The sequence below is a fragment of the Rheinheimera sp. MMS21-TC3 genome (assembly GCF_032229285.1).
Lineage (GTDB): Bacteria > Pseudomonadota > Gammaproteobacteria > Enterobacterales > Alteromonadaceae > Alishewanella.
The window spans coordinates 826675-848182 of sequence record NZ_CP135084.1; the positions used below are offsets into that span (position 1 = coordinate 826675).

Annotated in this window: 19 protein-coding genes; 16 read left to right on the plus strand and 3 right to left on the minus strand. The window is 40.6% G+C overall.

Annotation, left to right across the window (positions count from 1 at the left end; translation table 11 throughout):
* The first annotated feature begins 35 nt into the window (after positions 1-35).
* The 9 genes from hfq to rlmB all read left to right on the plus strand — a co-directional run bounded on the left by hfq (position 36) and on the right by rlmB (position 10437).
* Positions 36-293: an RNA chaperone Hfq gene (gene hfq, locus RDV63_RS04230; protein WP_313908276.1), complete on the plus strand. Its 258-nt coding sequence runs from the start codon at positions 36-38 to the stop codon at positions 291-293.
* An 18-nt stretch (positions 294-311) separates the two neighbouring features.
* The gene (gene hflX / locus RDV63_RS04235) at positions 312-1607 is read left to right on the plus strand and encodes a ribosome rescue GTPase HflX (protein WP_313908277.1); all 1296 of its coding nucleotides are present in this window, start codon (positions 312-314) and stop codon (positions 1605-1607) included.
* A 40-nt stretch (positions 1608-1647) separates the two neighbouring features.
* Complete coding sequence (gene hflK / locus RDV63_RS04240) at positions 1648-2811, plus strand: FtsH protease activity modulator HflK (protein WP_313908278.1); 1164 nt, start codon at positions 1648-1650, stop codon at positions 2809-2811.
* A gap of 3 nt (positions 2812-2814) precedes the next feature.
* Positions 2815-3696, plus strand: a complete 882-nt coding sequence (hflC, locus tag RDV63_RS04245) for a protease modulator HflC (RefSeq protein WP_313908280.1) — start codon at positions 2815-2817, stop codon at positions 3694-3696.
* Between the two features lie 63 nt (positions 3697-3759).
* On the plus strand, positions 3760-4926 hold the full coding sequence (locus RDV63_RS04250) for an aminotransferase class V-fold PLP-dependent enzyme (protein ID WP_313908281.1): 1167 nt from the start codon (positions 3760-3762) through the stop codon (positions 4924-4926).
* Between the two features lie 116 nt (positions 4927-5042).
* The gene (locus RDV63_RS04255) at positions 5043-6341 is read left to right on the plus strand and encodes an adenylosuccinate synthase (RefSeq protein ID WP_313910382.1); all 1299 of its coding nucleotides are present in this window, start codon (positions 5043-5045) and stop codon (positions 6339-6341) included.
* Positions 6342-6621: 280 nt separating this feature from the next.
* Complete coding sequence (locus RDV63_RS04260) at positions 6622-7242, plus strand: tetratricopeptide repeat protein (protein WP_313908282.1); 621 nt, start codon at positions 6622-6624, stop codon at positions 7240-7242.
* 74 nt (positions 7243-7316) lie between these two features.
* On the plus strand, positions 7317-9659 hold the full coding sequence (gene rnr / locus RDV63_RS04265) for a ribonuclease R (protein WP_313908283.1): 2343 nt from the start codon (positions 7317-7319) through the stop codon (positions 9657-9659).
* A 46-nt stretch (positions 9660-9705) separates the two neighbouring features.
* Positions 9706-10437 (plus strand): 23S rRNA (guanosine(2251)-2'-O)-methyltransferase RlmB, encoded by a 732-nt coding sequence (rlmB, locus tag RDV63_RS04270; protein ID WP_313908284.1) that lies wholly within the window; start codon positions 9706-9708, stop codon positions 10435-10437.
* 76 nt (positions 10438-10513) lie between these two features.
* Here rlmB and RDV63_RS04275 read toward each other — a convergent pair whose 3' ends face one another.
* Together RDV63_RS04275 and RDV63_RS04280 are read right to left on the minus strand one after the other, a co-directional pair.
* Positions 10514-12394: a hypothetical protein gene (locus RDV63_RS04275; RefSeq protein WP_313908285.1), complete on the minus strand. Its 1881-nt coding sequence runs from the start codon at positions 12392-12394 to the stop codon at positions 10514-10516.
* A 151-nt stretch (positions 12395-12545) separates the two neighbouring features.
* Positions 12546-12659 (minus strand): SDR family NAD(P)-dependent oxidoreductase, encoded by a 114-nt coding sequence (locus RDV63_RS04280; RefSeq protein ID WP_313908286.1) that lies wholly within the window; start codon positions 12657-12659, stop codon positions 12546-12548.
* Between the two features lie 282 nt (positions 12660-12941).
* Here RDV63_RS04280 and RDV63_RS04285 point away from each other — a divergent pair, with 282 nt between their 5' ends.
* The 4 genes from RDV63_RS04285 to nagA all read left to right on the plus strand — a co-directional run bounded on the left by RDV63_RS04285 (position 12942) and on the right by nagA (position 17750).
* A complete protein-coding gene (locus RDV63_RS04285; RefSeq protein WP_313908287.1) occupies positions 12942-14537 on the plus strand; it encodes an AbgT family transporter in 1596 nt (531 codons plus the stop codon).
* Between the two features lie 125 nt (positions 14538-14662).
* Positions 14663-15379, plus strand: coding sequence for a SapC family protein (locus tag RDV63_RS04290; protein WP_313908288.1), 717 nt, complete (start codon positions 14663-14665; stop codon positions 15377-15379).
* A gap of 209 nt (positions 15380-15588) precedes the next feature.
* Complete coding sequence (gene nagB-II / locus RDV63_RS04295; RefSeq protein WP_313908289.1) at positions 15589-16590, plus strand: glucosamine-6-phosphate deaminase NagB-II; 1002 nt, start codon at positions 15589-15591, stop codon at positions 16588-16590.
* Positions 16591-16622: 32 nt separating this feature from the next.
* Positions 16623-17750, plus strand: a complete 1128-nt coding sequence (gene nagA / locus RDV63_RS04300) for an N-acetylglucosamine-6-phosphate deacetylase (protein WP_313908290.1) — start codon at positions 16623-16625, stop codon at positions 17748-17750.
* A gap of 38 nt (positions 17751-17788) precedes the next feature.
* On the opposite strand, the gene coaD is transcribed toward nagA, so the two are convergent.
* The gene (coaD, locus tag RDV63_RS04305) at positions 17789-18280 is read right to left on the minus strand and encodes a pantetheine-phosphate adenylyltransferase (protein WP_313908291.1); all 492 of its coding nucleotides are present in this window, start codon (positions 18278-18280) and stop codon (positions 17789-17791) included.
* Positions 18281-18397: 117 nt separating this feature from the next.
* Between coaD and RDV63_RS04310 the strand changes: the two genes are divergently transcribed.
* From RDV63_RS04310 to tdh, 3 genes are all read left to right on the plus strand, one after another.
* Complete coding sequence (locus RDV63_RS04310) at positions 18398-19054, plus strand: TetR/AcrR family transcriptional regulator (protein ID WP_313908292.1); 657 nt, start codon at positions 18398-18400, stop codon at positions 19052-19054.
* 131 nt (positions 19055-19185) lie between these two features.
* Positions 19186-20382, plus strand: coding sequence for a glycine C-acetyltransferase (locus RDV63_RS04315; RefSeq protein ID WP_313908293.1), 1197 nt, complete (start codon positions 19186-19188; stop codon positions 20380-20382).
* A 51-nt stretch (positions 20383-20433) separates the two neighbouring features.
* On the plus strand, positions 20434-21459 hold the full coding sequence (tdh, locus tag RDV63_RS04320; RefSeq protein ID WP_313908294.1) for an L-threonine 3-dehydrogenase: 1026 nt from the start codon (positions 20434-20436) through the stop codon (positions 21457-21459).
* Positions 21460-21508 lie beyond the last annotated feature (49 nt).

A 21508-nucleotide genomic window follows, 5' to 3' on the forward strand; every position in this document is an offset into this window, starting at 1 on the left:
TATAAGACATACTAATAACAAAAGGAAAGCGGCACATGGCAAAGGGCCAATCACTACAAGATCCATTTTTAAATACCTTAAGACGGGAGCGGATCCCAGTTTCAATTTATTTAGTGAATGGAATTAAATTGCAAGGTCAAATAGAATCATTTGATCAATTCGTTATTTTGTTAAAAAACACTGTGAGCCAGATGGTCTATAAACATGCCATTTCTACTGTAGTACCAGCACGAGCGGTAAATACCAGTATGCATCACAGTGCAACACAAGATGACCAAGAGGATGTAGAATAATCGCTGGAGGTTGTTCGCTTGTCTGAAATAAACTTAAGTCTTGAACAAGCAATACTTGTTCATGTGAATTTTCCACAGCAGCATAATAGTGAAGATTTAACAGAGTTACAGCTATTGGTTTCATCTGCTGGAGTTCAGGCATTACAGACGATTAGCCTTAATCGTAGTGCCCCCGACACTAAGTATTTTGTCGGTACAGGTAAGGCGGCTGAAATTGCCGGTTTGATTGAACAAGCACAAGCTAATCTTGTGATTTTTAATCATGCCTTAACGCCAGCCCAAACCCGAAATCTAGAGCGGTTATGCCAAACCCGAGTAATAGATCGTACCACCCTTATTTTAGATATTTTTGCTCAGCGTGCTCGTACTTACGAAGGTAAATTGCAAGTCGAATTAGCACAACTGCAACATTTAGCATCGCGATTAGTTCGAGGCTGGGATGGTTTAGATAGGCAAAAAGGTGGTATTGGTATGCGCGGGCCAGGTGAAGCGCAGCTAGAAACAGATCGCCGTTTATTGCGGGCACGAGTTAAAGCGTTACAAGCTAGATTAGAAAAGCTAACAGTGCAGCGTGAACAAAGTCGGCGAGCAAGACAAAAAGCGGCAACACCGGTTATCTCATTAGTGGGCTACACTAATGCTGGCAAATCTAGTTTATTTAATCGTATGACCGATTCTGATGTCTATGCTGCTGATAAATTATTTGCTACCCTTGACCCTACATTACGGCAATTAAATTTACCTCTAGTTGGCAAAGTAGTGCTAGCTGATACGGTTGGTTTTATTCGCCATTTACCGCATAACTTAGTTGCTGCGTTTAAATCTACCTTGCAAGAAACCCGAGAAGCCGATTTACAATTACATGTTGTTGATGCGGCAGATCCGCGTAAAACAGATAATATGCAGCAAGTTGCTGCCGTATTAGAAGAAATAGCTGCAGACCAAATTGTACAGTTAACAGTGTATAATAAAATTGATCTGTTAGACCAGGCGCCAAGAATAGAATATAACGAATATGATTTACCTGTAGCAGTTTATGTTTCTGCCAACACAGGACAGGGCATAGACCTGCTAATTAAAGCTATAGCACAGCTTTTATCGCAAAAGCATTTATATCTAAAATTGGCGCTACCACCTGAGCAAGCAGTATGGCGTGCCCGTTGCCATGAGCAGCATTGTATTGAAGATGAATACTTTGATGATGACGGTAATTGTCATTTAACTCTCAGTATTGCTGAGGCAGTTTGGCAGCGTTGGTTAAAGCAAAGTAATGGTGAATTAGAAAACTATGTCGTCAACACCGCAGATATTTGATACATTAACCCTCAACAAGTAACTTTTAACGGAGTACAGCATGGCTTGGAATGAGCCGGGTAACAATGGTAAAAAAAACGATCCTTGGAAACAAGGCGGTCGTGACCAGGGCCCACCAGATTTAGATGAAGTGTTTCGCAACTTTGGTAAAAAGTTTGGCGGGATCTTTGGCGGCGGTAAGTCGTCTAATAATAACTCAGGCGGCGCATATGCGGCCTTACTTTTAATTGTAGTAGTAGCTGCGATAGTTTGGGCGCTAAGTGGTTTTTATACCATTAAAGAATCAGAGCGCGGGGTAGTGTTGCGTTTTGGTCAGTACAATAGTGAAGTTGAGCCAGGTATCCATTGGAAGCCAACCTTCATTGACCAAATTATCCCAGTTGATATTACCAGCGTGCGTTCATTACGTACTGATGGCTTTATGTTAACTCAAGATCAAAATTTAGTTCGGGTTACATTTGAAGTTCAATATCGGGTATATAATGCACGGGACTACAAGTTCTCGGTAGTGGATGCTGATCGCAGTTTACATGAAGCGACAGATGCAGCATTACGTTACGTAATAGGTCATTCAATAATGGATGATGTATTAACCCGTGGCCGTGAAGTGGTTAGACAAGATACACGCCAAGAACTGGAATCTATCATTGAACCTTATAAATTAGGTTTAGCCATAGTTGATGTTAACTTCCGTGATGCAAGGCCGCCAGAAGAAGTACGAGATGCCTTTGATGATGCGATAAAAGCCCAAGAAGACCAAGAACGCTTTATTAAAGAAGCAGAAGCCTATGCCCTTGAAATAGAGCCTCGTGCCCGTGGTCAAGTTAACCGTATCATGCAAGAAGCTGACGCTTATAAACAACAAATTGTGTTAAAAGCACAAGGTGAAGTTGCTCGCTTTGAAAAACTATTGCCAGAGTATATAGCGGCACCAAAAGTAACGCGTGATCGTATGTATATAGAAACAATGGAATATGTTTATAGTAATACGTCTAAAGTTATGGTTGATGTTAAAAATGGTAATAACATTATGTACTTACCGCTTGATAAAATGATTAATTCATCATCTTCTACAACTAGAGATACTGGCTCTGCTAGTGGTATGCCAGTAATACCAGCACGTAGTCGCTCAGATAGCCAAGCAGCACAAGATCGTAGAGATCCGATACGCAGTACATCAACACGCAGTAGTGGCCGGGGGTAAATGATGAAAAACTTATTAGTAGCCATAATTGCGGTAGCAGCTTTTATATTAATTTCTGCTCTGTTTGTAGTACCAGAAGGCCAGCGCGGTATAGTTATACAGTTTGGTAAAATTCAACGTGATGCAGATCAGCAAGTGGTTGTGTATGAGCCAGGCTTGCACTTGAAAATTCCATTTATCGAATCAGTGCGTAAACTTGATGCGCGGATCCAAACTTTAGACGATGCAGCCGATCGTTTTGTAACAGCTGAGAAAAAAGACTTATTAGTGGATAGTTATGTTAAGTGGCGAATTAAAGATTTTGCTGCTTACTTTTTATCTACAGGTGGTAATACTGCTCAAGCTGAGGTTTTATTAAAGCAGTATATTAATAACGGTTTGCGCACCGAGTTTGGTACTCGCACTATCCAAGAGATAGTTTCAGGTGAGCGTACCGAGCTAATGGAGCGGGCACTGCAGCAAGCCGGCGAAGCAGCTAAAGAGCTAGGTATAGGTGTGGTTGACGTGCGAGTTAAGCAAATAAACCTACCCGACGAAGTCAGCAGCTCTATCTTTGCTCGAATGGAAGCAGAGCGTCATGCTGTGGCTCGTGAGCATCGCTCTAAAGGTCGTGAGAAGGCGGAAGTTATTAAAGCTGATGTAGATGCTAGAGTAACTGTTATGGTAGCTGATGCCGAGCGTAACTCGCGTACTGTTCGCGGTGATGGTGATGCATTAGCTGCAAAAGTCTATGCTGATGCTTACAACAAGAACGCAGAGTTTTTCTCTTTTGTTCGGAGTATGGAAGCCTACCGTAATAGCTTTAATAGTAAAGATGATATATTAGTTGTGCAGCCAGATAATGATTTCTTTAAATATATGAAGTCAGACAAGGTACAAAACTAATAACAAATCTTATCTAAAAAAGGCCCGAAAGGGCCTTTTTTATAGCAAAATAAGGGTGGCAGCATGTATAAACAATTCTATCAACGTTTTTTAAGCGCAAACCAAGGCAAGCAGCACTTTGCCTGTCATTCACATCATTATTGGCCAGATATAACCCGTGATGCCATGTTAGAGTATTGGGATGACAGCGCCCGCTTGGTTGATGATAAATGGCGCTATATTTTTAGCGAGAAACTACCCGAAACCCAACAGTTAATTGCTGACATTCTGCAACTGCCCCAACCTGAGCAATTGGTATTTGCGCCTAATACTCATGAATTAGTGATGCGTTTAATCAGTTGTTTTGATCTACGTCAGTCGCTTAAAATTTTAAGTTCTGATAGTGAGTTTTATAGCTTTAGCCGTCAAGTTAAGCGTTTAGCTGAATACGACAATGTGCAAGTAGACAGCATTGAAACAGAGCCTTTTGCTAGTTTTGAGCAAAGGTTTATCCAAGCCGCAGCGGCAGAGCAGTACGATATGATTTTTGTTAGTCAGGTGTTTTTTAATTCTGGCTATGCTATTGCGGATCTAGGCAAATTTGTCCAGCAATTAGCAGCGCAAACTCAGGCTATGATTGTTATTGATGGCTATCATGGCTTTATGGCGTTACCAACAGATTTGTCTAGTATTGCCGAGCGGATATTTTATGTTGCCGGCAGCTATAAGTATGCTCAAGGCGGCGAAGGATGCTGCTTTATGGCGGTACCGTTAAGCAGCGAGCATAGACCTATGTATACCGGTTGGTTTGCAGAGTTTGGAACTTTAACTGCTGAAAGGTCAGCAGCAGCTTTGTACAGTGAAGATGGTTTTCGCTTTGCGGGTTCAACTATGGATTTTAGCGGCCTATATCGTTTAAATGCCGTGTTACGTTTTTTTAAACAACAAGGTATTAGTGTGGGCCGTAGCCATAAATATGTTCAAGAGCTGCAGCAAGTATTTTTAGCTAAGCTCGATGCTCTAGCTCATGAAAAACTCAATAGAACCAACTTATTACAGCATGATTTAAACCATCATGGTCATTTTTTTACCTTTATTTTAAACAGTACCGCTGAAGCAGCAGAGCTAGCCAGCCAGTTAAAGCGAGCGGGTATTGAAACAGATTATCGCGGCGAACGGTTACGGTTTGGCTTTGGACTTTACCATAATAGTGCTGATTACGATTTAAGTTGCTTAAATCAAAATGATTAAATGTTGTTGTTTATCAATACGTTATTAAATATACGGTTTTTTTTCGTCGGGATGGCTGAAACTTAGGAAACGATTTGGTAGAATTCTCACCTAATTTTTTCCATGATGTAGGAACCATGGCCAAAAACGTTGTAGTGCTCGGCACCCAATGGGGTGACGAAGGAAAAGGTAAAATCGTTGACTTACTAACAGAGAAAGCTAGCTATGTGGTGCGCTATCAAGGCGGGCACAATGCGGGGCATACTCTAGTGATAGACGGTGAAAAAACTGTATTGCATTTGATCCCATCAGGTATTTTGCGTGCAAATGTAAAATGCGTAATAGGAAATGGTGTTGTGCTGTCGCCAGAGGCGTTCTTAAAAGAAATGACCATGCTAGAACAGCGTGGCGTTCCAGTTAAAGAACGTTTACTACTTAGCGAAGCGTGTCCTTTGATCCTGCCATTTCATGTTGAGCTAGATAAAGCACGAGAACTAGCACGTGGTGATAAGCCAATAGGTACAACCGGTCGCGGCATAGGCCCAGCCTATGAAGATAAAGTTGCCCGTCGTGGTCTACGCGTTGGTGACTTATTTAATCCAGAGCGATTTGCTAAAAAACTGAAAGAAGTAATGGAGTTACATAACTTCACTTTAACTCAGTTTTATAAAGTGCCGGCTGTTGATTACCAAAAAACCTTAGATGATGCTTTAGCAATCGCGGATATTTTAAAGCCACTGATTGTTGATGTCACTGACTTACTGGATCGTGCACGTTTAGCGGGTAAAAAGATCATGTTTGAAGGTGCTCAAGGCACCCTATTAGATATTGATCACGGTACTTACCCTTATGTCACCTCGTCTAATACAACAGCGGGTGGTGTTGCGACAGGCACGGGTTTTGGCCCGCGTCATTTAGACTATATTTTAGGTATAGTTAAAGCCTATACAACACGGGTGGGTGAAGGCCCATTCCCAACAGAGCTAAGCTGTGCAGCTGGTGAACACTTAGGTGTTAAAGGTCATGAGTTTGGTGCCACTACAGGTCGTAAGCGTCGTACGGGTTGGTTTGATGCGGTTGCTGTAAAGCGTGCCGTTCAACTTAATAGTATTTCAGGTTTTTGTTTAACTAAGCTAGATGTGTTAGATGGCTTGGATAGTATAAAAATTTGTATTGGCTATAAAGATGCTGCAGGTAACATCAGTGATGTGCCGCCGTTAGCAGCTGAATGCTATGATATTGTTACTCCTGTATATGAAGAAATGCCAGGTTGGACCGATGTTACTTATGGTGTACAGCAAGTAGATAAGCTACCAGCAGCCGCTCGTAACTATATCGCTAGGTTAGAGCAATTAACGGGTGTGCCTATTGATATTATTTCAACTGGCCCTGATCGTAATGAAACCATAGTGTTACGAGATCCATTTGACGCTTAAAAGCTCAATACAATACTATATTGAAAAACGCTACCATTTGGTGGCGTTTTTTATTATGTAGTTACTAATAAAATCAAAGCAACGTTTTAGTTTATAACAATAAGACGACAGTAGTACCTTTATGCGGGTTAGTTGCTTGAGTGGTAAAGCATATTTCACAAGCCTTAGCCTTGTGTTAATGTTAAGCATCTTGTAAAAAACATTATCACAACGATAAAGTTACTATAGAATAACTAGGCTTGGCCGATAACAGGTAATGTCGCAATATTTAGGCGTTGTCATGATAAAACTGCGTATTTTTTTTCTATTTTTCTTACTCCTAGTCCCTACATTTGCTGTTAGCCAAGAGCTGGAAGCGGTACAGTTATATACCCAAGATGAGTTATTAGGTTTAATTCGCACTAATAGTCATTTGCAGCGGGTATTAAAAGACGATTGTCAGTTAGTCAAAGATATTGAAGCTCGAGCTGATATTATGCAGTTACCGGCTTATCAGTACTTGTTTGGCGATATGTTAGCCTATGCTATTTGTGTACCGCGTAATGTTGAGCGAGGCTGGGATTTAATGTTGCAGTCTGCTGCCCAAGGCTTACCTGAAGGACTAGAGCAAGTAGGCCGTTATTACCATATAGGCCGTTTTGTGCAACCCGATACCGATAAAGCTATTATTTATTTACGTGAAGCTGCAGCTTTGGGTAATTTAAAAGCCCAGTTGCGTTTAGCGCAATTATTAATATCTGGTAAAGGTAGCCCAGTAGATTTTGAGCAAAGCTATCGCTGGTTACATTATGCGGTTACGGCCGATCCGGCACAGCATAATCAAATTAAACAAACACTCGCCAAGTTAGCCAGTAAAATGCCACCAAGCGTGGTAGCAAGAGCTAAACGGCCAATTAAATGAATACAGACAATAGATACGCAATATTGTGTATCACTGTTACACTTAACATAATTTAGGAAGACAAAGATAACTTAATGACGGTAAATGATCCGCATCTTGCGCGTGAGCAGGAAAAATATGAAAACCCTATCCCAAGTCGCGAATTTATTCTGCAACATATTGAAAAGCGTAATGAACCTGCCTATTTTGAAGAATTAGTCCAAGAGTTAGGTTTAGCGGATGATGAGGCTATTTTCGCACTAAAAAAACGGTTACGCGCTATGGAGCGTGATGGCCAGCTTATTTTCACTAGAAACCGACGTTACGGTTTAGTGGATAATATGGATTTGGTAAAAGGCACAGTGTTAGGGCATCGTGATGGCTTTGGTTTTTTAAAGCTAGACCAAGGTGGCCCAGATTGGTTTTTGCCGCAGTTTGAAATGCGTCGGCTTTTGCCCGGTGATAAAGTGCTAGCTACGGCACAAAATATAAAAAGTAAAGATAAGATCGAAGCTAGGATAGTACGAATTTTAGATGCACGACCTGAGCCTATAGTGGGCCGCTACTTTAAAGACTTTGCTTTAGGTGTAGTGGTTCCTGAAGACCCACGTATTACCCAAGATATTGTTATACCTGATGGTGAGCAAGGCGCAGCTCGACATGGTCAAGTTGTCTTAGTTGAAGTGACAAAGCGGCCATCGAAACGGGTTAATGCTATAGGTAAAATAACTGAAGTATTAGGTGAGCATTTAGCGCCTGGTATGGAAATTGAAGTAGCCATTCGTAATCATCAAATCCCCCATGAGTTCTCTAATGCTGTGCTTGAACAAGTAGCCGTCTATGGTGAAGAGGTTTCAGAGCAGTCAAAGCAAGGCCGAGTTGATTTAACTAAACTAGGCTTAATTACTATTGACGGTGAAGATGCCCGTGACTTTGATGATGCTGTTTATGCTGAAACTAAAAAGGGTGGAGGCTGGCGCTTATATGTGGCTATTGCCGACGTTAGTGCTTATGTGCAACCTAATACTGCTCTAGATGCTAGCGCCCTAGAGCGAGGTAACTCGGTCTATTTCCCAGATCATGTAGTGCCTATGTTGCCAGAAGCTTTATCTAATGGCTTATGTTCGTTAAATCCCCATGTCGATCGCTTATGTTTAGTCGCCGATATGCATATCAATAGTAGTGGTGAATTAGAGAGTTATCAGTTTTATCAAGCTGTAATGAATTCTAGTGCCCGCTTAACTTATAATCGGGTGCATAAAATTATTCAGGGTGATGAAGAACTTCGCCAGCAATATGCAGCAAACCTAAGCAATATTACTGCTTTGCAGCAGTTGTATACTAAGTTAGCTGAAGTGCGAACTAAACGCGGCGCTCTAGAGTTTGATACGGTAGAAACACGCTTTATTTTTAATAGTCACCGTAAAATTGAACAAATAGTACCAGTGCATCGCGTAGAGTCACATAAGCTCATTGAAGAATGTATGATAATGGCCAACGTGGCAGCCGCTCGTTTTATTGAAAAACACCAAGCTCATGCCTTGTTCCGGGTTCACGAGCGGCCAGATGCCGACCGATTTGCCAATTTTCGTCGCTTTTTAGCTGAACTTGGCATAGAGGCTAATTTATCAGCCGAACCTTCACCTTTAGAATTAACCCAAGCTTTAGCCAGCCTGGGTGACCGACCAGATCGTGAGCTAATTGAAACCACTATGCTGCGCTCAATGAAGCAAGCTGTGTATCAAGGTGACAATCAAGGCCATTTTGGCTTAGCCCTTGAAGCTTATGCCCATTTTACATCACCAATACGGCGTTATCCTGATTTAGTGTTACATCGCAGTATTAAAGCTATTTTAGCTAAGCAAGGCCAACAGGTAACAGGTTCTCGCTATTACAGTGCAGAAGAAATAGTCCCTTTAGGTGAGCAATGCTCTATGACAGAGCGTCGAGCCGATGATGCTACTCGTGAAGTAGCTGACTGGCTGAAGTGTGAATATATGCAAGATCATATAGGTGCCGAGTTTGCTGGTGTAGTGGCAACGGTAACTAACTTTGGTTTATTTGTTCGCTTAACCGAGCTGTATATTGAAGGCTTAGTGCATATTTCGTCATTAAAAAATGATTACTATCATTATGATGCCGAGCGCCAAGCGTTAATTGGTAAGCAGGGTAATAATAGTTACCGTATGGGCGATGTATTAAGGGTAAAAGTAGCAGCGGTAAACTTAGAAGCTCGTAAAATTGATTTAGTCTTAGCGGATGCGGGCCAAGATAGAGTTAGAAAAAAGCCCAGTAAAAAGAGTAAAGGCGTTAGTGCGGATAAAAAGTTAGGGACTAAGCCAGCAAAAGCTAAAGGTGCCCGCAATATTACGGCAGCCAAAAAGCCTAAAGCTAAACCTAAGGCTAAAAAAGTAAAAAAAGCGAAAAAGAGCACTTGATTGCTTTAACCATGAATAATAAAACATATAGTGTAAAAGGTGTTAAATGAGTGCAGATTTAGTATTTGGTATCCATGCCGTTACTGCTTTATTACAGCGAGCGCCACAAGATGTGCTGGAACTGTTTGTAATGAAAGAGCGAGAAGATAAGCGGATGCAGCCAATTGTCCAGCAAGCACGACAGCATGGTATATCAGTGCAGTTTTGTAATCGTAAAACCTTAGATAATCTGGTTAATGGCCAACATCAGGGCGTGGTCGCCAAAGCGCGGCCACAAAGTACCGGCACAGAAGCTGATTTAGATGACATTATTGCTAAACAAGCTAAGCCTTTTATCTTAGTCTTAGATGGTGTAACCGATCCGCATAACCTTGGCGCTATTTTACGCAGTGCCGATGCAGCAGGGGTGCATGCAGTTGTTTCACCTAAAGATCGCTCTGTTAAGCTAACCTCAGTAGTACGCAAGGTAGCTTGTGGTGCCGCTGAAACAGTGCCTTTTATTACTGTGACTAACTTGGCACGAACTTTACGTCAGTTACAGGATGCAGGTTTATGGATAGTAGGCACGGCTGGAGAAACAGATACCTTGCTTTATGAGGCAGACCTTAAAGGGCCAATTGCTTTAGTGTTAGGGGCTGAAGGTGAAGGTATGCGGCGGTTAACGCGTGAAACCTGTGACAGTTTAGTCAAAATACCCATGCTGGGCAGTGTTTCTAGCTTAAATGTCTCGGTAGCCGCTGGAATTTGTTTATTTGAAACGGTTCGGCAACGGCAATAAAATAATTAACTAAATTCAATTCTACTCATAAAAACCCCAAGCTATCTTGGGGTTTTTATTAAGTTCTATTTAGTCATTAAAGATCTTTTGGCTGCTCTAAAGGCAGTGCGGCACTAGCCTCTGCATCTGCTTGTGGGCTAGCTAAGGTTGCTTGGTCAGGGCTGACAGGCATAGCACGAGATTGCTGGTTAATTTGATGAATTTGATTAGTGTTCGCCAAGTCTTGTTCATTCTTAATGCTGGCTATAGTTTCCCTATCAGAAAAGAAGCTACGAATATCATCAATAATAGACTGCATTTCTTGCGGGTTTTCTTTCATCTCTAAAATATGTCTTGGGTGCTCAACATTTTTAGCGCCACTGTCGGCAAAAGTACTGGTCATAATACGTGAGCTAATAATCCAAGGCGTTAACGATGAGCGCATCACATAGTTTTCAGAAGCTGTGGAATCGTAAATACCTTTACCCGTAGTTAATTTACTCTCGGTATAAGTACCTTCACATTTTAAATAAACTAATAGCGAATTAAAGTTAAGCTCACCCCAAAAGGTGTGGCTATAGTTCTGTAATAAACGGCCAAAACTATGACAAATTAGCCAGCTAAATAATAAGCTTATTATAAACTGGCTTTCATTGAACAGTTGTACTGCTAGCTGCTGGGCTGCTGCGCTGTTGTCTAAGCTATTAGAAAAGCTAGTAATTAAGGTTATAACTTCTTTAGCTTCAAACATTAAGTAGAATAAAATAATTGGCCCTACTAATAGCAATACTTGGCCAAGGGCGGTTGCAATAATACGTAATTGCTTAAATAACGGGGTATGGGCTAAAGGTGCATATTCGGGTTGAGTTTCAATCATTACCTCACCGCTAAAATTACCTTTGCTTTCTGATTGTTCGTTTAAGTTTGGATTTAACTCTCGATAAACGCGGTTAGGGATCTCTTTATAGCGTCGATTAGCCATAACAATATTATCAATATTAACAAACAGTTCCCGAGGGTGAATATTTTCTTGCCAATTAGCTCGGTACTCGGCAACTTTGGTCTGCGCCTGTACTTGTGCTGTTCTTTGCTTTAAAAGAATAAAAATGATGCTGCCGCTAATTATTGCAAACACTAGTACTAACAGTAATTGTGGCAGTACGGCGAAGCTTTCTAAATTAGAATGTTCCAGTTCTGCTACAAACTGAGCAATATCTCGCTGTTGTAATAAGTAATTAATAATTAGGCCTAAGATTACGGGTGCTAAAATTGCAAAGGTCATTATTTTTGCAAGTTTTAAAGTACCTTGAGTTTCAATAGTGCGCTCAGCATGGCGATAAACTGTACTAGCTGCACGCCAAGTTAAAATTAAATATACTACTAAAACAAATGAAAAAATGGGCAATAAAATATCGCCTGTTGTGCCAACTAAACCCGTTAAGCAAACAAAAGCAGTTAAGGCATAAGCAATTAATGCAACTAAGGTAGCAATAAGAGCACCAGAAAAGCGTTGGGCAAGATTTCGCAGTGGGTATGGTAAGAAGATTAATTTAGTGACTAAAGTATGAACAAAGCGAGAAATAAAACCATCAGGTTCAACAAAGGTTTTATTTTTACGGCCCATCAGCATTTCTTCTAAATCAATGCTTTTATAATGCGGCCTTTCAAGTTTAGCCGTTTCACGTTCAGACTTACTGAAGTTAGGTGCCAGCGAAGTAGGGACGCTGCGACCAACAAAGAAGCGCAGCATTTGAAAAACTCCACCACCTAAAGCGCGCAAGCCACCGGCTAATAAAATAAAACCCACAGCGGCAAAGATCCAAGCTAGTGTTTTATCTTCTTGTACTAAGCTTACTACTTGTAAAAGCGGGTATATGCCCAGTAAAGTTACCAGTAAGCCTCTAATGGCTCTAAAAAGTCCTTCTACTTTAAAAGGGTTACGGATCCCTAAAGATTCACTGCCATAATCATAGGCCATTACTGCTTCCTTATGTATTTAACTAATCGTTTAGTATTTTGCCGTAATGGACTCATATTGCAATAATTTTTGTTAACGATGAATCGTATCAATTTAGAAAAGCAGCAATTTTATCCGCAACCATAAGAACGCGGCGGAAGCTGCAATTTCATCAATTAGCCTGCTGCTGTAAGTCGGCAATAACCACCTGATGTTGTTGCTTAGCAAAATGCTCTGCAATGGCAAAGCCTATACCACCGGTACCACCGGTCACTACTATGCGCATAAGAGGCTCCAATTATTATATCAATGTAAATAAACTATGCTAGGTGGGTCTTAATGCAACAGCAACGCTACTTTAGTGCTATGCGGTGTGGTTGAAAATTAAGCCAATTAACTAAGTCGATTAAAATAGTAAGCTGCTTTTTATCGTTATTTCAGCTGTATTGCTCTCACTAATAGCTAAAAATAGCCTTTGGAAGCTTTTTAGCGTTAGTAATTTATGCTAAGTTGCGGTCGCTTAAAAATTACCTAGGTTTAAAGGTATTTAACATTTAAAGGAAATAACATGTCCGAACATCAGAATAACCAGGTGGCTAACGGCAAAAGAAGTGGTTTTACCCGCTTTTTAGATACCGTTGAGTGGCTAGGTAACTTATTGCCCCATCCTGTCACTTTATTTGCCATGTTTGCTGTTGCAGTGGTTTTAGGTAGTGGTATAGCAGCCTATTTTGATGTTAATGCGATTGACCCTCGCCCAGAAGGCGCAGCAGGCCGTGCCGCTGACGGCGTTATCCGCGTGGTTAATTTAGTTAGTGTGGATGGTTTACAGCGCATAATATCCAATTTAGTGACAAATTTTACTAATTTCCCTCCCTTAGGTGTGGTGCTGGTGGCTTTATTAGGGGTCAGTATAGCTGAGCATTCGGGTTTAATTTCTGCCGCTATGCGGGGCTTAGTTATGGGGGCATCAAAACGTGCTGTTACTATTACTATAGTCTTTGCCGGTATTATTTCTAACACAGCATCAGAGTTAGGCTATGTGGTATTAATTCCGATGGCGGCAGTAATATTCCATTCTTTAGGTCGGCACCCTCTAGCTGGTTTAGCCGCTGCCTTTGCTGGTGTTTCAGGTGGCTATAGCGCTAACTTATTTATTGGTACTGTCGATCCCTTATTAGCCGGCTTTACACAGCAAGCTGCAAACTTAATTGACCCCAATTATACCGTAGGTCCAGAAGCAAACTGGTTTTTTATGATTGCCAGTACTTTTGTTATTTCAATCTTAGGCGCTTTTGTCACTGAAAAACTAGTTGAACCTAAGCTAGGTAAATACAATGTTAATGAAGCAGCTATAGATTTGGGCAGTCCAACCTTAGACCCGCTTACTAAGGCTGAAAAGTTTGGCTTGAAAATGGCAGGCTTAGCTTTTGTTGGTTTAGGTATTTTACTGGTATTAAGCGTATTGCCAGAGTGGGGGCCATTACGCCATCCAGAAACAGGAGAAGTTGCGGGGTCACCATTTTTAAAAGGTATAGTAGTGTTTATTTTTATTACCTTTGCTATCCCAGGTTTTGTTTATGGCCGCATTGTCGGCACTATGCGCACTGATCGTGATGTGATTGACGCTATGGCTAAAAGTATCAGCTCTATGGGCTTATATATCGTTTTAGTCTTTTTTGCTGCTCAGTTTGTGGCCTTTTTTGGTTGGTCAAATTTAGGGGCTATAATTGCTGTCAATGGAGCCACTGCGCTACAAAATGTTGGTTTAACCGGCCCTGAGTTATTTTTCTTCTTTATTGCTATGTGTGCCATTATTAATTTGTCACTAGGTTCGGCATCCGCACAGTGGGCTATTTTTGCGCCTATTTTTGTACCTATGCTAATGATAGTGGGGTATTCACCAGAAGTGATTCAAGCGGCTTATCGCATAGGAGATTCAGTGACTAACTTAATTACGCCTATGATGAGTTATTTTGGTTTGATTTTAGCGGTTGCAGCTCGGTATAAAAAAGATTTAGGTATAGGCACTTTAATAGCCACTATGCTGCCTTATACCCTAGTATTCTTTATTGGTTGGACTGCTCTATTCTATATCTGGGTCTTTTTGCTCGGTTTACCTGTAGGCCCAGGCTCACCAACTTACTATCAGTTTACCGGTTAAAAATAAAGATGTTTTGATGTTAGCTAGGGAGTTGATCCGCTAGCTGACTTAGCGCATGATAAGTGCGAACTGTGGCATAAAACTAAAGTGCCAGCCTAATTTAATGAAAGTAAAAGAGCTATTTTATGACTTCAACTCCAAAAATGATGCCGTTAAACAAAGAGATACATGGCGCATTAAAAATAAATAATGATAATGCTTATGCTCATATAGCTGATGAGCATTTATTACCTCTTACCGTCCATGAGTTTGTATTTGCAGGGGCTGAATACCCAATCATTTTCATTAAAAATGAAAAGGAAAACATTTATCAATCTGTATTAATGCTAGGATTAACGCAAAAACAAAACTTATTTGTAAAAGATGGTAATTGGCAGGGTAGTTATATTCCTGTATCTGCACGTAATTATCCGCTGGCATTAGTAAAAGAAAGCCTTGAAAGTGACCGCTTACTGATTGCAATTGACGAGGCCTCTTCACGGGTTGGCACTGAGACAGGTGAGCCTTTATTTAATGAAGATGGCTCTGAAAGTGAGCATCTAGCTAAGCGTAAAGAACATATGGCTGAGTATTTAGAACTGGGCCAAGTTACAGTAAAATTTATTGAAAAGCTGCAAAGTTTAGATTTGCTTAAACAACAAGTTTTAACCTTAGAAATACAAGGTGAAGAACTGCGAATTAATGGTATTTATATCGTTGACGAGCAAAAGTTAAATGAAATAGATGAGGCAGTATTGGTAGATTTGCATAAAAATGGCTATTTAAAAGTGATTTATGCTCACTTATTGTCACTACAGCAAACGCCAAGATTAGTGCGAAGAGCTGAGCAAGAAGCTAGCTAAAACAATTATTGAGTTATGTTTAGTACTGTCTTTAACAAAACCAGCTAAAGTTACTTTAGCTGGTTTTGTTTTTAGCACTAGATAAATTTAATTGGCCATTTTACACTGACCAATTAGGTTGCAGTCGACCGAAGATTAACATCTGTATAGTCAGCAGTTGGGTGTGAGAACGCACGGTAGGTGCAAATATTCATAAGATAAGGTAGTAAATGAATCACAGTACTATTATGGCAATGGAAGCTAGAGAAGCACCTAGTCGCATTAAAGAACAGTTAATGGCAAATGCAGAAAAAGTACAACAAGTTGTCGGGGTTATTAACACTAAAAAACCTAAATTTGTTTATATTGTTGGCCGGGGTTCATCTGGCCATGCTGGTATTTTTGCTAAATATCTAATTGAAATTGAAATTGGCTTGCCTGTGGTGTCTGCGGCGCCTTCTGTTGCTAGTATTTATCACAAGTCATTACAGTTAGCAGATGCTTTCGTTATTGTTATTTCACAATCGGGACGTAGCCCAGATCTGTTAGCGCAAGCTGATATGGCCAAAAAAAGTGGTGCTGTGGTGTTGGCTCTAGTTAATGATATTAGCTCTCCTTTAGCAAGCATGGCGGACTATAGTTTACCGCTAAATGTTGGTGAAGAAAAAGCTGTAGCTGCCACTAAAAGTTACTTAGCCACCTTAAGCGCAATTTTGCATTTAGTCTCTGTTTGGTCAGCTAAGCCTTCGTTGATGGATGCTGTGCAACAATTACCAGCATTGATGCAGCAAGCTGTTGATTTACCGGTGCAACTGAATACTGCCGCCTTAATTAATGTTAAGCACCTAGTCGTTTTAGGTCGAGGTTTAGGTTATGCCGTATCGCGTGAAATTGCTTTAAAGCTTAAAGAAGTCTGTGGCATTCAGGCCGAAGCTTTTTCCAGTGCTGAGTTTTTACACGGCCCCGTGACCTTAATTAAAGATAGCTTTACTATCATTGATGTCAGTATTAATGATGAAACTATTGCTGCTCATAGCCAACAAATTACCGACACAACAAGTCGTGGCGCTGCCGTTTTACAATTGCATCACCAGCCAATTGTCGCACATCAACGGTTATTACCCTTATTAGTATTGCAACGCTTTTATATAGATGTAGAAGTAGTAGCACGAGATTTAGGAATTGATCCAGATGCGCCTGTAGGTCTAAATAAAGTAACAAAAACACTATAGCGCAATCAGAACACAAAAGTAGGGGACTCGTTATGACAGAGCAAATAAGCGTAAGCAGGTTATTTGATGGTACCTATTGGTTAGAAAATATTACAGTCACTATTGCTGAAGGTATCATTCAAGCTATTACCCCAGCAAGAGCTGACATTACAGATGGCATCTTAGTACCAGGCTTTATTGATGTTCAAGTCAATGGCGGTGGTGGTGTTTTATTTAATACGGCACCTAACTTACAAACCTTAGCAACTATGCAGCAGGCGCATGCTCGCTTTGGTACTACTGCTTTTTTACCAACGGTCATTACAGATAACCTAGAGTTGATGCAGCAAGCAGCAGAAACTGTGGCGCAAGCAGTAGCCACGGAGCACTCAGGTGTGCTTGGTATTCATTTTGAAGGGCCGCACTTAGCGGTAGCTAAAAAAGGTATCCATTCAGAACAGTATATTCGGCCTATATCTGCAGCTGAAATGGCTATTTATAGTCGGACAGATTTAGGTATTAAATTACTAACAGTAGCGCCTGAAACAGTTAGCCCAGAGCAAATTGCTGAGCTTGTCGCTTTAAATGTGATTGTTTGTTTAGGTCACTCTAATGCTGATGTCGAAACTGTTCAGGCCGCCTTAGCCGCTGGAGCAAGTGGCTTTACCCATTTATATAATGCTATGTCAGGCTTAGCTTCTCGTGCTCCAGGCATGGTAGGTGCTGCTTTGGCTGATGAGAACTCATGGTGTGGCCTAATTTTAGATGGTCAGCATTTGCATCCGGTTGCGGCTAAAGTTGCATTAGCAGCTAAGCCAAAAGGGAAGGTTTTTTTAGTCACAGATGCCATGTCACCTGTGGGGAGTGCAGAAACTGAGTTCACTTTTTTTGCAGATTTAATTAGCCGTGAGGGTAATAAGCTTAGTAACACTCAAGGTCAACTTGCAGGTTCAGTGCTGGATATGATTTCAGCGGTCAATTATGCAATTAATGTTTTAGGGTTATCAAAAGAAGAAGCGCTAAATATGGCTTCTCTTTATCCAGCACAATTGCTACAAAGCCAGCAGCATGGTCGAATTGAAGTAGGCTATCGGGCTGACTTATTATTAATTGATGAGAAAAATACCGTGTTAACCAACTGGGTAGGTGGCAAGGTGGTATATCAGCACAGCTCAAGCTAAGCGGTGTTATTAAGTATGCTTAGCTGCGAGTGTTAAGCTTAATTTTTTGCTTGCAGTAAGCGTGCTTTCAGGGCAATTTCAACATGTGAAGGAACAAAACTAGACACATCACCGCCATGACGACAAACTTCTTTGACTAAGGTAGAAGAAATAAAAGTGTTTTTCTCTGATGGCGTCATAAATAAGCTATCTAATGCTGGGTTCAGTTGGCGGTTCATACTAGCAAGTTGAAATTCGTACTCAAAATCTGCCACTGCGCGGACACCCCGTAATAATACTTGGGCATTTTGTTCATGTGCAAACTGGGCTAATAAGCCAGAAAAGCCAATTACAGCTACATTTTTAATATCAACAAATTCTTGTTTCGCTAAAGCGACACGGTCTTCTAAGCTAAAAAGTGGCTGTTTGCTAGGGTTAGAGGCAACACCAACAATAACTTGATCAAACATACGGGCGGCTCGTTGCACAATATCAATATGGCCATTAGTTAAAGGATCAAAAGTGCCGGGATAAATTGCTTTTATTTTCATAAAGGGTCGCTTTTTAGTTTAAGCTTTAGCATCAGCTATATTCTGGTACTAGAGTTTATAGTCTATTTAGCGGTACTATAACAAAATTGTAATCCAATAAGTAAGCCTGTTGAGCCGATGGAAAAAAAGTTAAGAACCAAAGATAAGATATTGCACGCTAGTATTGAATTGTTTAATCAAGTTGGCGAGCGGCAAGTCACCACTAATCATATAGCGGCTCATCTTGGTATTAGCCCAGGTAACCTTTATTATCACTTTCGCAATAAAGAAGATATTGTTCGGCAAATATTCAAAGAATATACCAAACTATTAGAAAGTCGTATTCAACCACCGTTAGCAGATGAATCTGCACTAGACTCTTTAGCTTCCTATTTAGATGTGGTGTTTGAGTTGATGTGGCGTTTTCATTTTTTTTATGCCAATTTGCCAGACATTTTGGCACGCGACCCCGCACTACAACAAGATTATATGCGGGTGCAGCAAGGTGTGTTAGCCAAAGTTACAGTTGTACTGACAGCGTTAAAAAAGTCAGGTGTCATTGCAATAGAAGATAACGATATTAACAGTTTGGCGCATAACATTAAATTATTAGTTACCTTTTGGATTAGCTATTTAAAAACACAAGCACCAGCTAAAACTATTGATAAAGCTAGTGTTTATGAAGGGGTATTGAAAGTTATTTCTTTATTTAAACCTTATGCAACAGCAGCAGCGCTGAATAAAATTCAACATTTAGAGCAGCAATATCAAGTCTTAGCCAGTGAGGTAAGCTAGCTTAGTAAGCTTATTTTTATAATTTAAGCTGTTAGAAGCAGTTATCATATTAAAAAGCACAGCAGTAGTGACTTATAAGCATTACAATAAGTCACTTTGTAATTCCCGTCATTTTTGCTTTAGGAGGCGTTATGCGCAGCAACCGTTTTTTGCAACATATCCAACAACAAATAGATGAAGTTAAAGCCGAGGGCTTATATAAGGCAGAGCGAGTTATTACGTCGCAGCAGCAAACAGATGTCACTGTTGCTGGTGAGCAAGTCATAAACTTTTGTGCTAATAACTATCTTGGCTTAGCAAATCATCCTGATTTAATTGCAGCTGCTCAGCAAGGTTTAGACAGCCATGGTTTTGGTGTGGCGTCGGTGCGTTTTATTTGTGGTACTCAAGATATTCATAAAACCTTAGAGCAAAAGCTTAGTAAGTTCTTAGGCACAGAAGACACAATTTTATATTCTTCTTGTTTTGATGCTAATACCGGTTTATTTGAAACCTTATTAGGCGCAGAAGATGCCATTATTTCTGATGAATTAAATCATGCATCTATTATTGATGGTGTTCGCTTATGTAAAGCTAAGCGTTATCGTTATGCTAATAATGATATGGCAGCATTAGAAGCTCAATTAAAGCAAGCTGATGCTGATGGTGCACGCTTTAAGTTAATTGCAACTGATGGTGTGTTTTCAATGGACGGCGTTATTGCCGATTTAAAAGGTATTTGTGACTTAGCCGATAAATACGATGCTATGGTAATGGTTGATGATAGCCATGCTGTCGGCTTTGTGGGTAAAGACGGTCGCGGTACCCATGAGTATTGTGATGTTATTGAAAGAGTCGACATTATAACCGGTACCTTAGGTAAAGCTTTAGGTGGTGCGTCAGGGGGTTATACCTCAGGTAAGAAAGAAGTTATTGAATGGCTACGTCAGCGCTCACGGCCTTACTTGTTTTCAAACTCTTTAGCGCCTTCAATTGTTGCCGCGTCTATCAGTGTGTTAGATAAGTTACAAAATGGCGGTGAGTTAAGAGCCAAGTTATGGCAGAACGCCAGTTATTTCAGAGAAAAGATGACCGCAGCAGGCTTTACGCTAGCCGGTAATGATCATGCTATTATTCCTGTCATGCTAGGCGATGCTAAAGTGGCAGCAGAAATGGCGAAACGTATGTTAGCTGAAGGTATTTATGTTATTGGTTTCTCTTTTCCTGTGGTGCCTAAAGGCCAAGCTAGAATTAGAACTCAAATTTCAGCAGCTCATACAACAGAGCAATTAGATAAAGCTATTGCCGCCTTTATTCGTATTGGTAAAGACATGGGCGTGATTGCATAGTTTTAAACTAGCATTAAACCCGATTATAGCGAGTGTTAAGCGAGAGCAGAAATGAAAGCATTAGCAAAACTTAAAGCGGAACCAGGAATTTGGCAAACTGAAGTTGAAAAGCCAGAAGTAGGTCCGAATGATGTATTAATCCGAATTAAAAAAACTGCCATTTGTGGTACTGATGTCCATATTTATAAATGGGACGATTGGGCTAAAGAGACTATTCCGCATGGCATGGTAGTTGGTCATGAATATGTCGGTATTATTGAAGGCATGGGTTCAGAGGTTAAAGGCTTTAAAGTTGGTGATCGTGTCTCTGGAGAGGGGCATATCACCTGTGGCCACTGCCGGAACTGTCGTGCTGGTCGGGTGCATTTATGCCGTAATACCTTTGGCGTTGGTGTTAACCGAGCTGGAGCTTTTGCTGAGTATTTAGTGATCCCTGCCTACAATGCTTTTAAAATTGCAGATAATATTCCAGATAATATTGCTGCTATTTTCGACCCATTCGGTAACGCTGTTCATACTGCTTTATCTTTTGACTTAGTGGGGGAAGATGTCTTAATTACTGGTGCTGGACCTATTGGCATTATGGCTGCAGCGGTAGCGCGCCATGTCGGAGCCCGCCATGTTGTGATAACAGACGTTAACCCTTATCGTTTAGAGCTTGCTTTAAAAATGGGCGCAACTCGTGCAGTAGATGTTAGTAAGCAAGATTTAAAACAAGTGATGAAAGAACTTGGCATGACTGAAGGCTTTGATGTCGGCTTAGAAATGTCAGGTGTACCAGCGGCCTTTAATAGTATGCTAGAAACCATTAACCATGGTGGCAAAATTGCTATGCTAGGTATACCACCTAGTGATATGGCAGTAGATTGGAATAAAGTTATTTTTAAAGGCCTAATAATAAAAGGCATTTATGGTCGTGAAATGTTTGAAACCTGGTACAAAATGGCCAGTTTAATTCAATCAGGCCTAGATTTAACGCCAATGATCACTCATGAAATGCCGGTAGATCAATTCCAAGCGGGCTTTGATATTATGTGCTCAGGTCAATCGGGTAAAGTGATCTTAAACTGGTCTTAGTACTAAAACTTTAAATAAACATTAATTAATAGCTGTATTTTTAATGAAA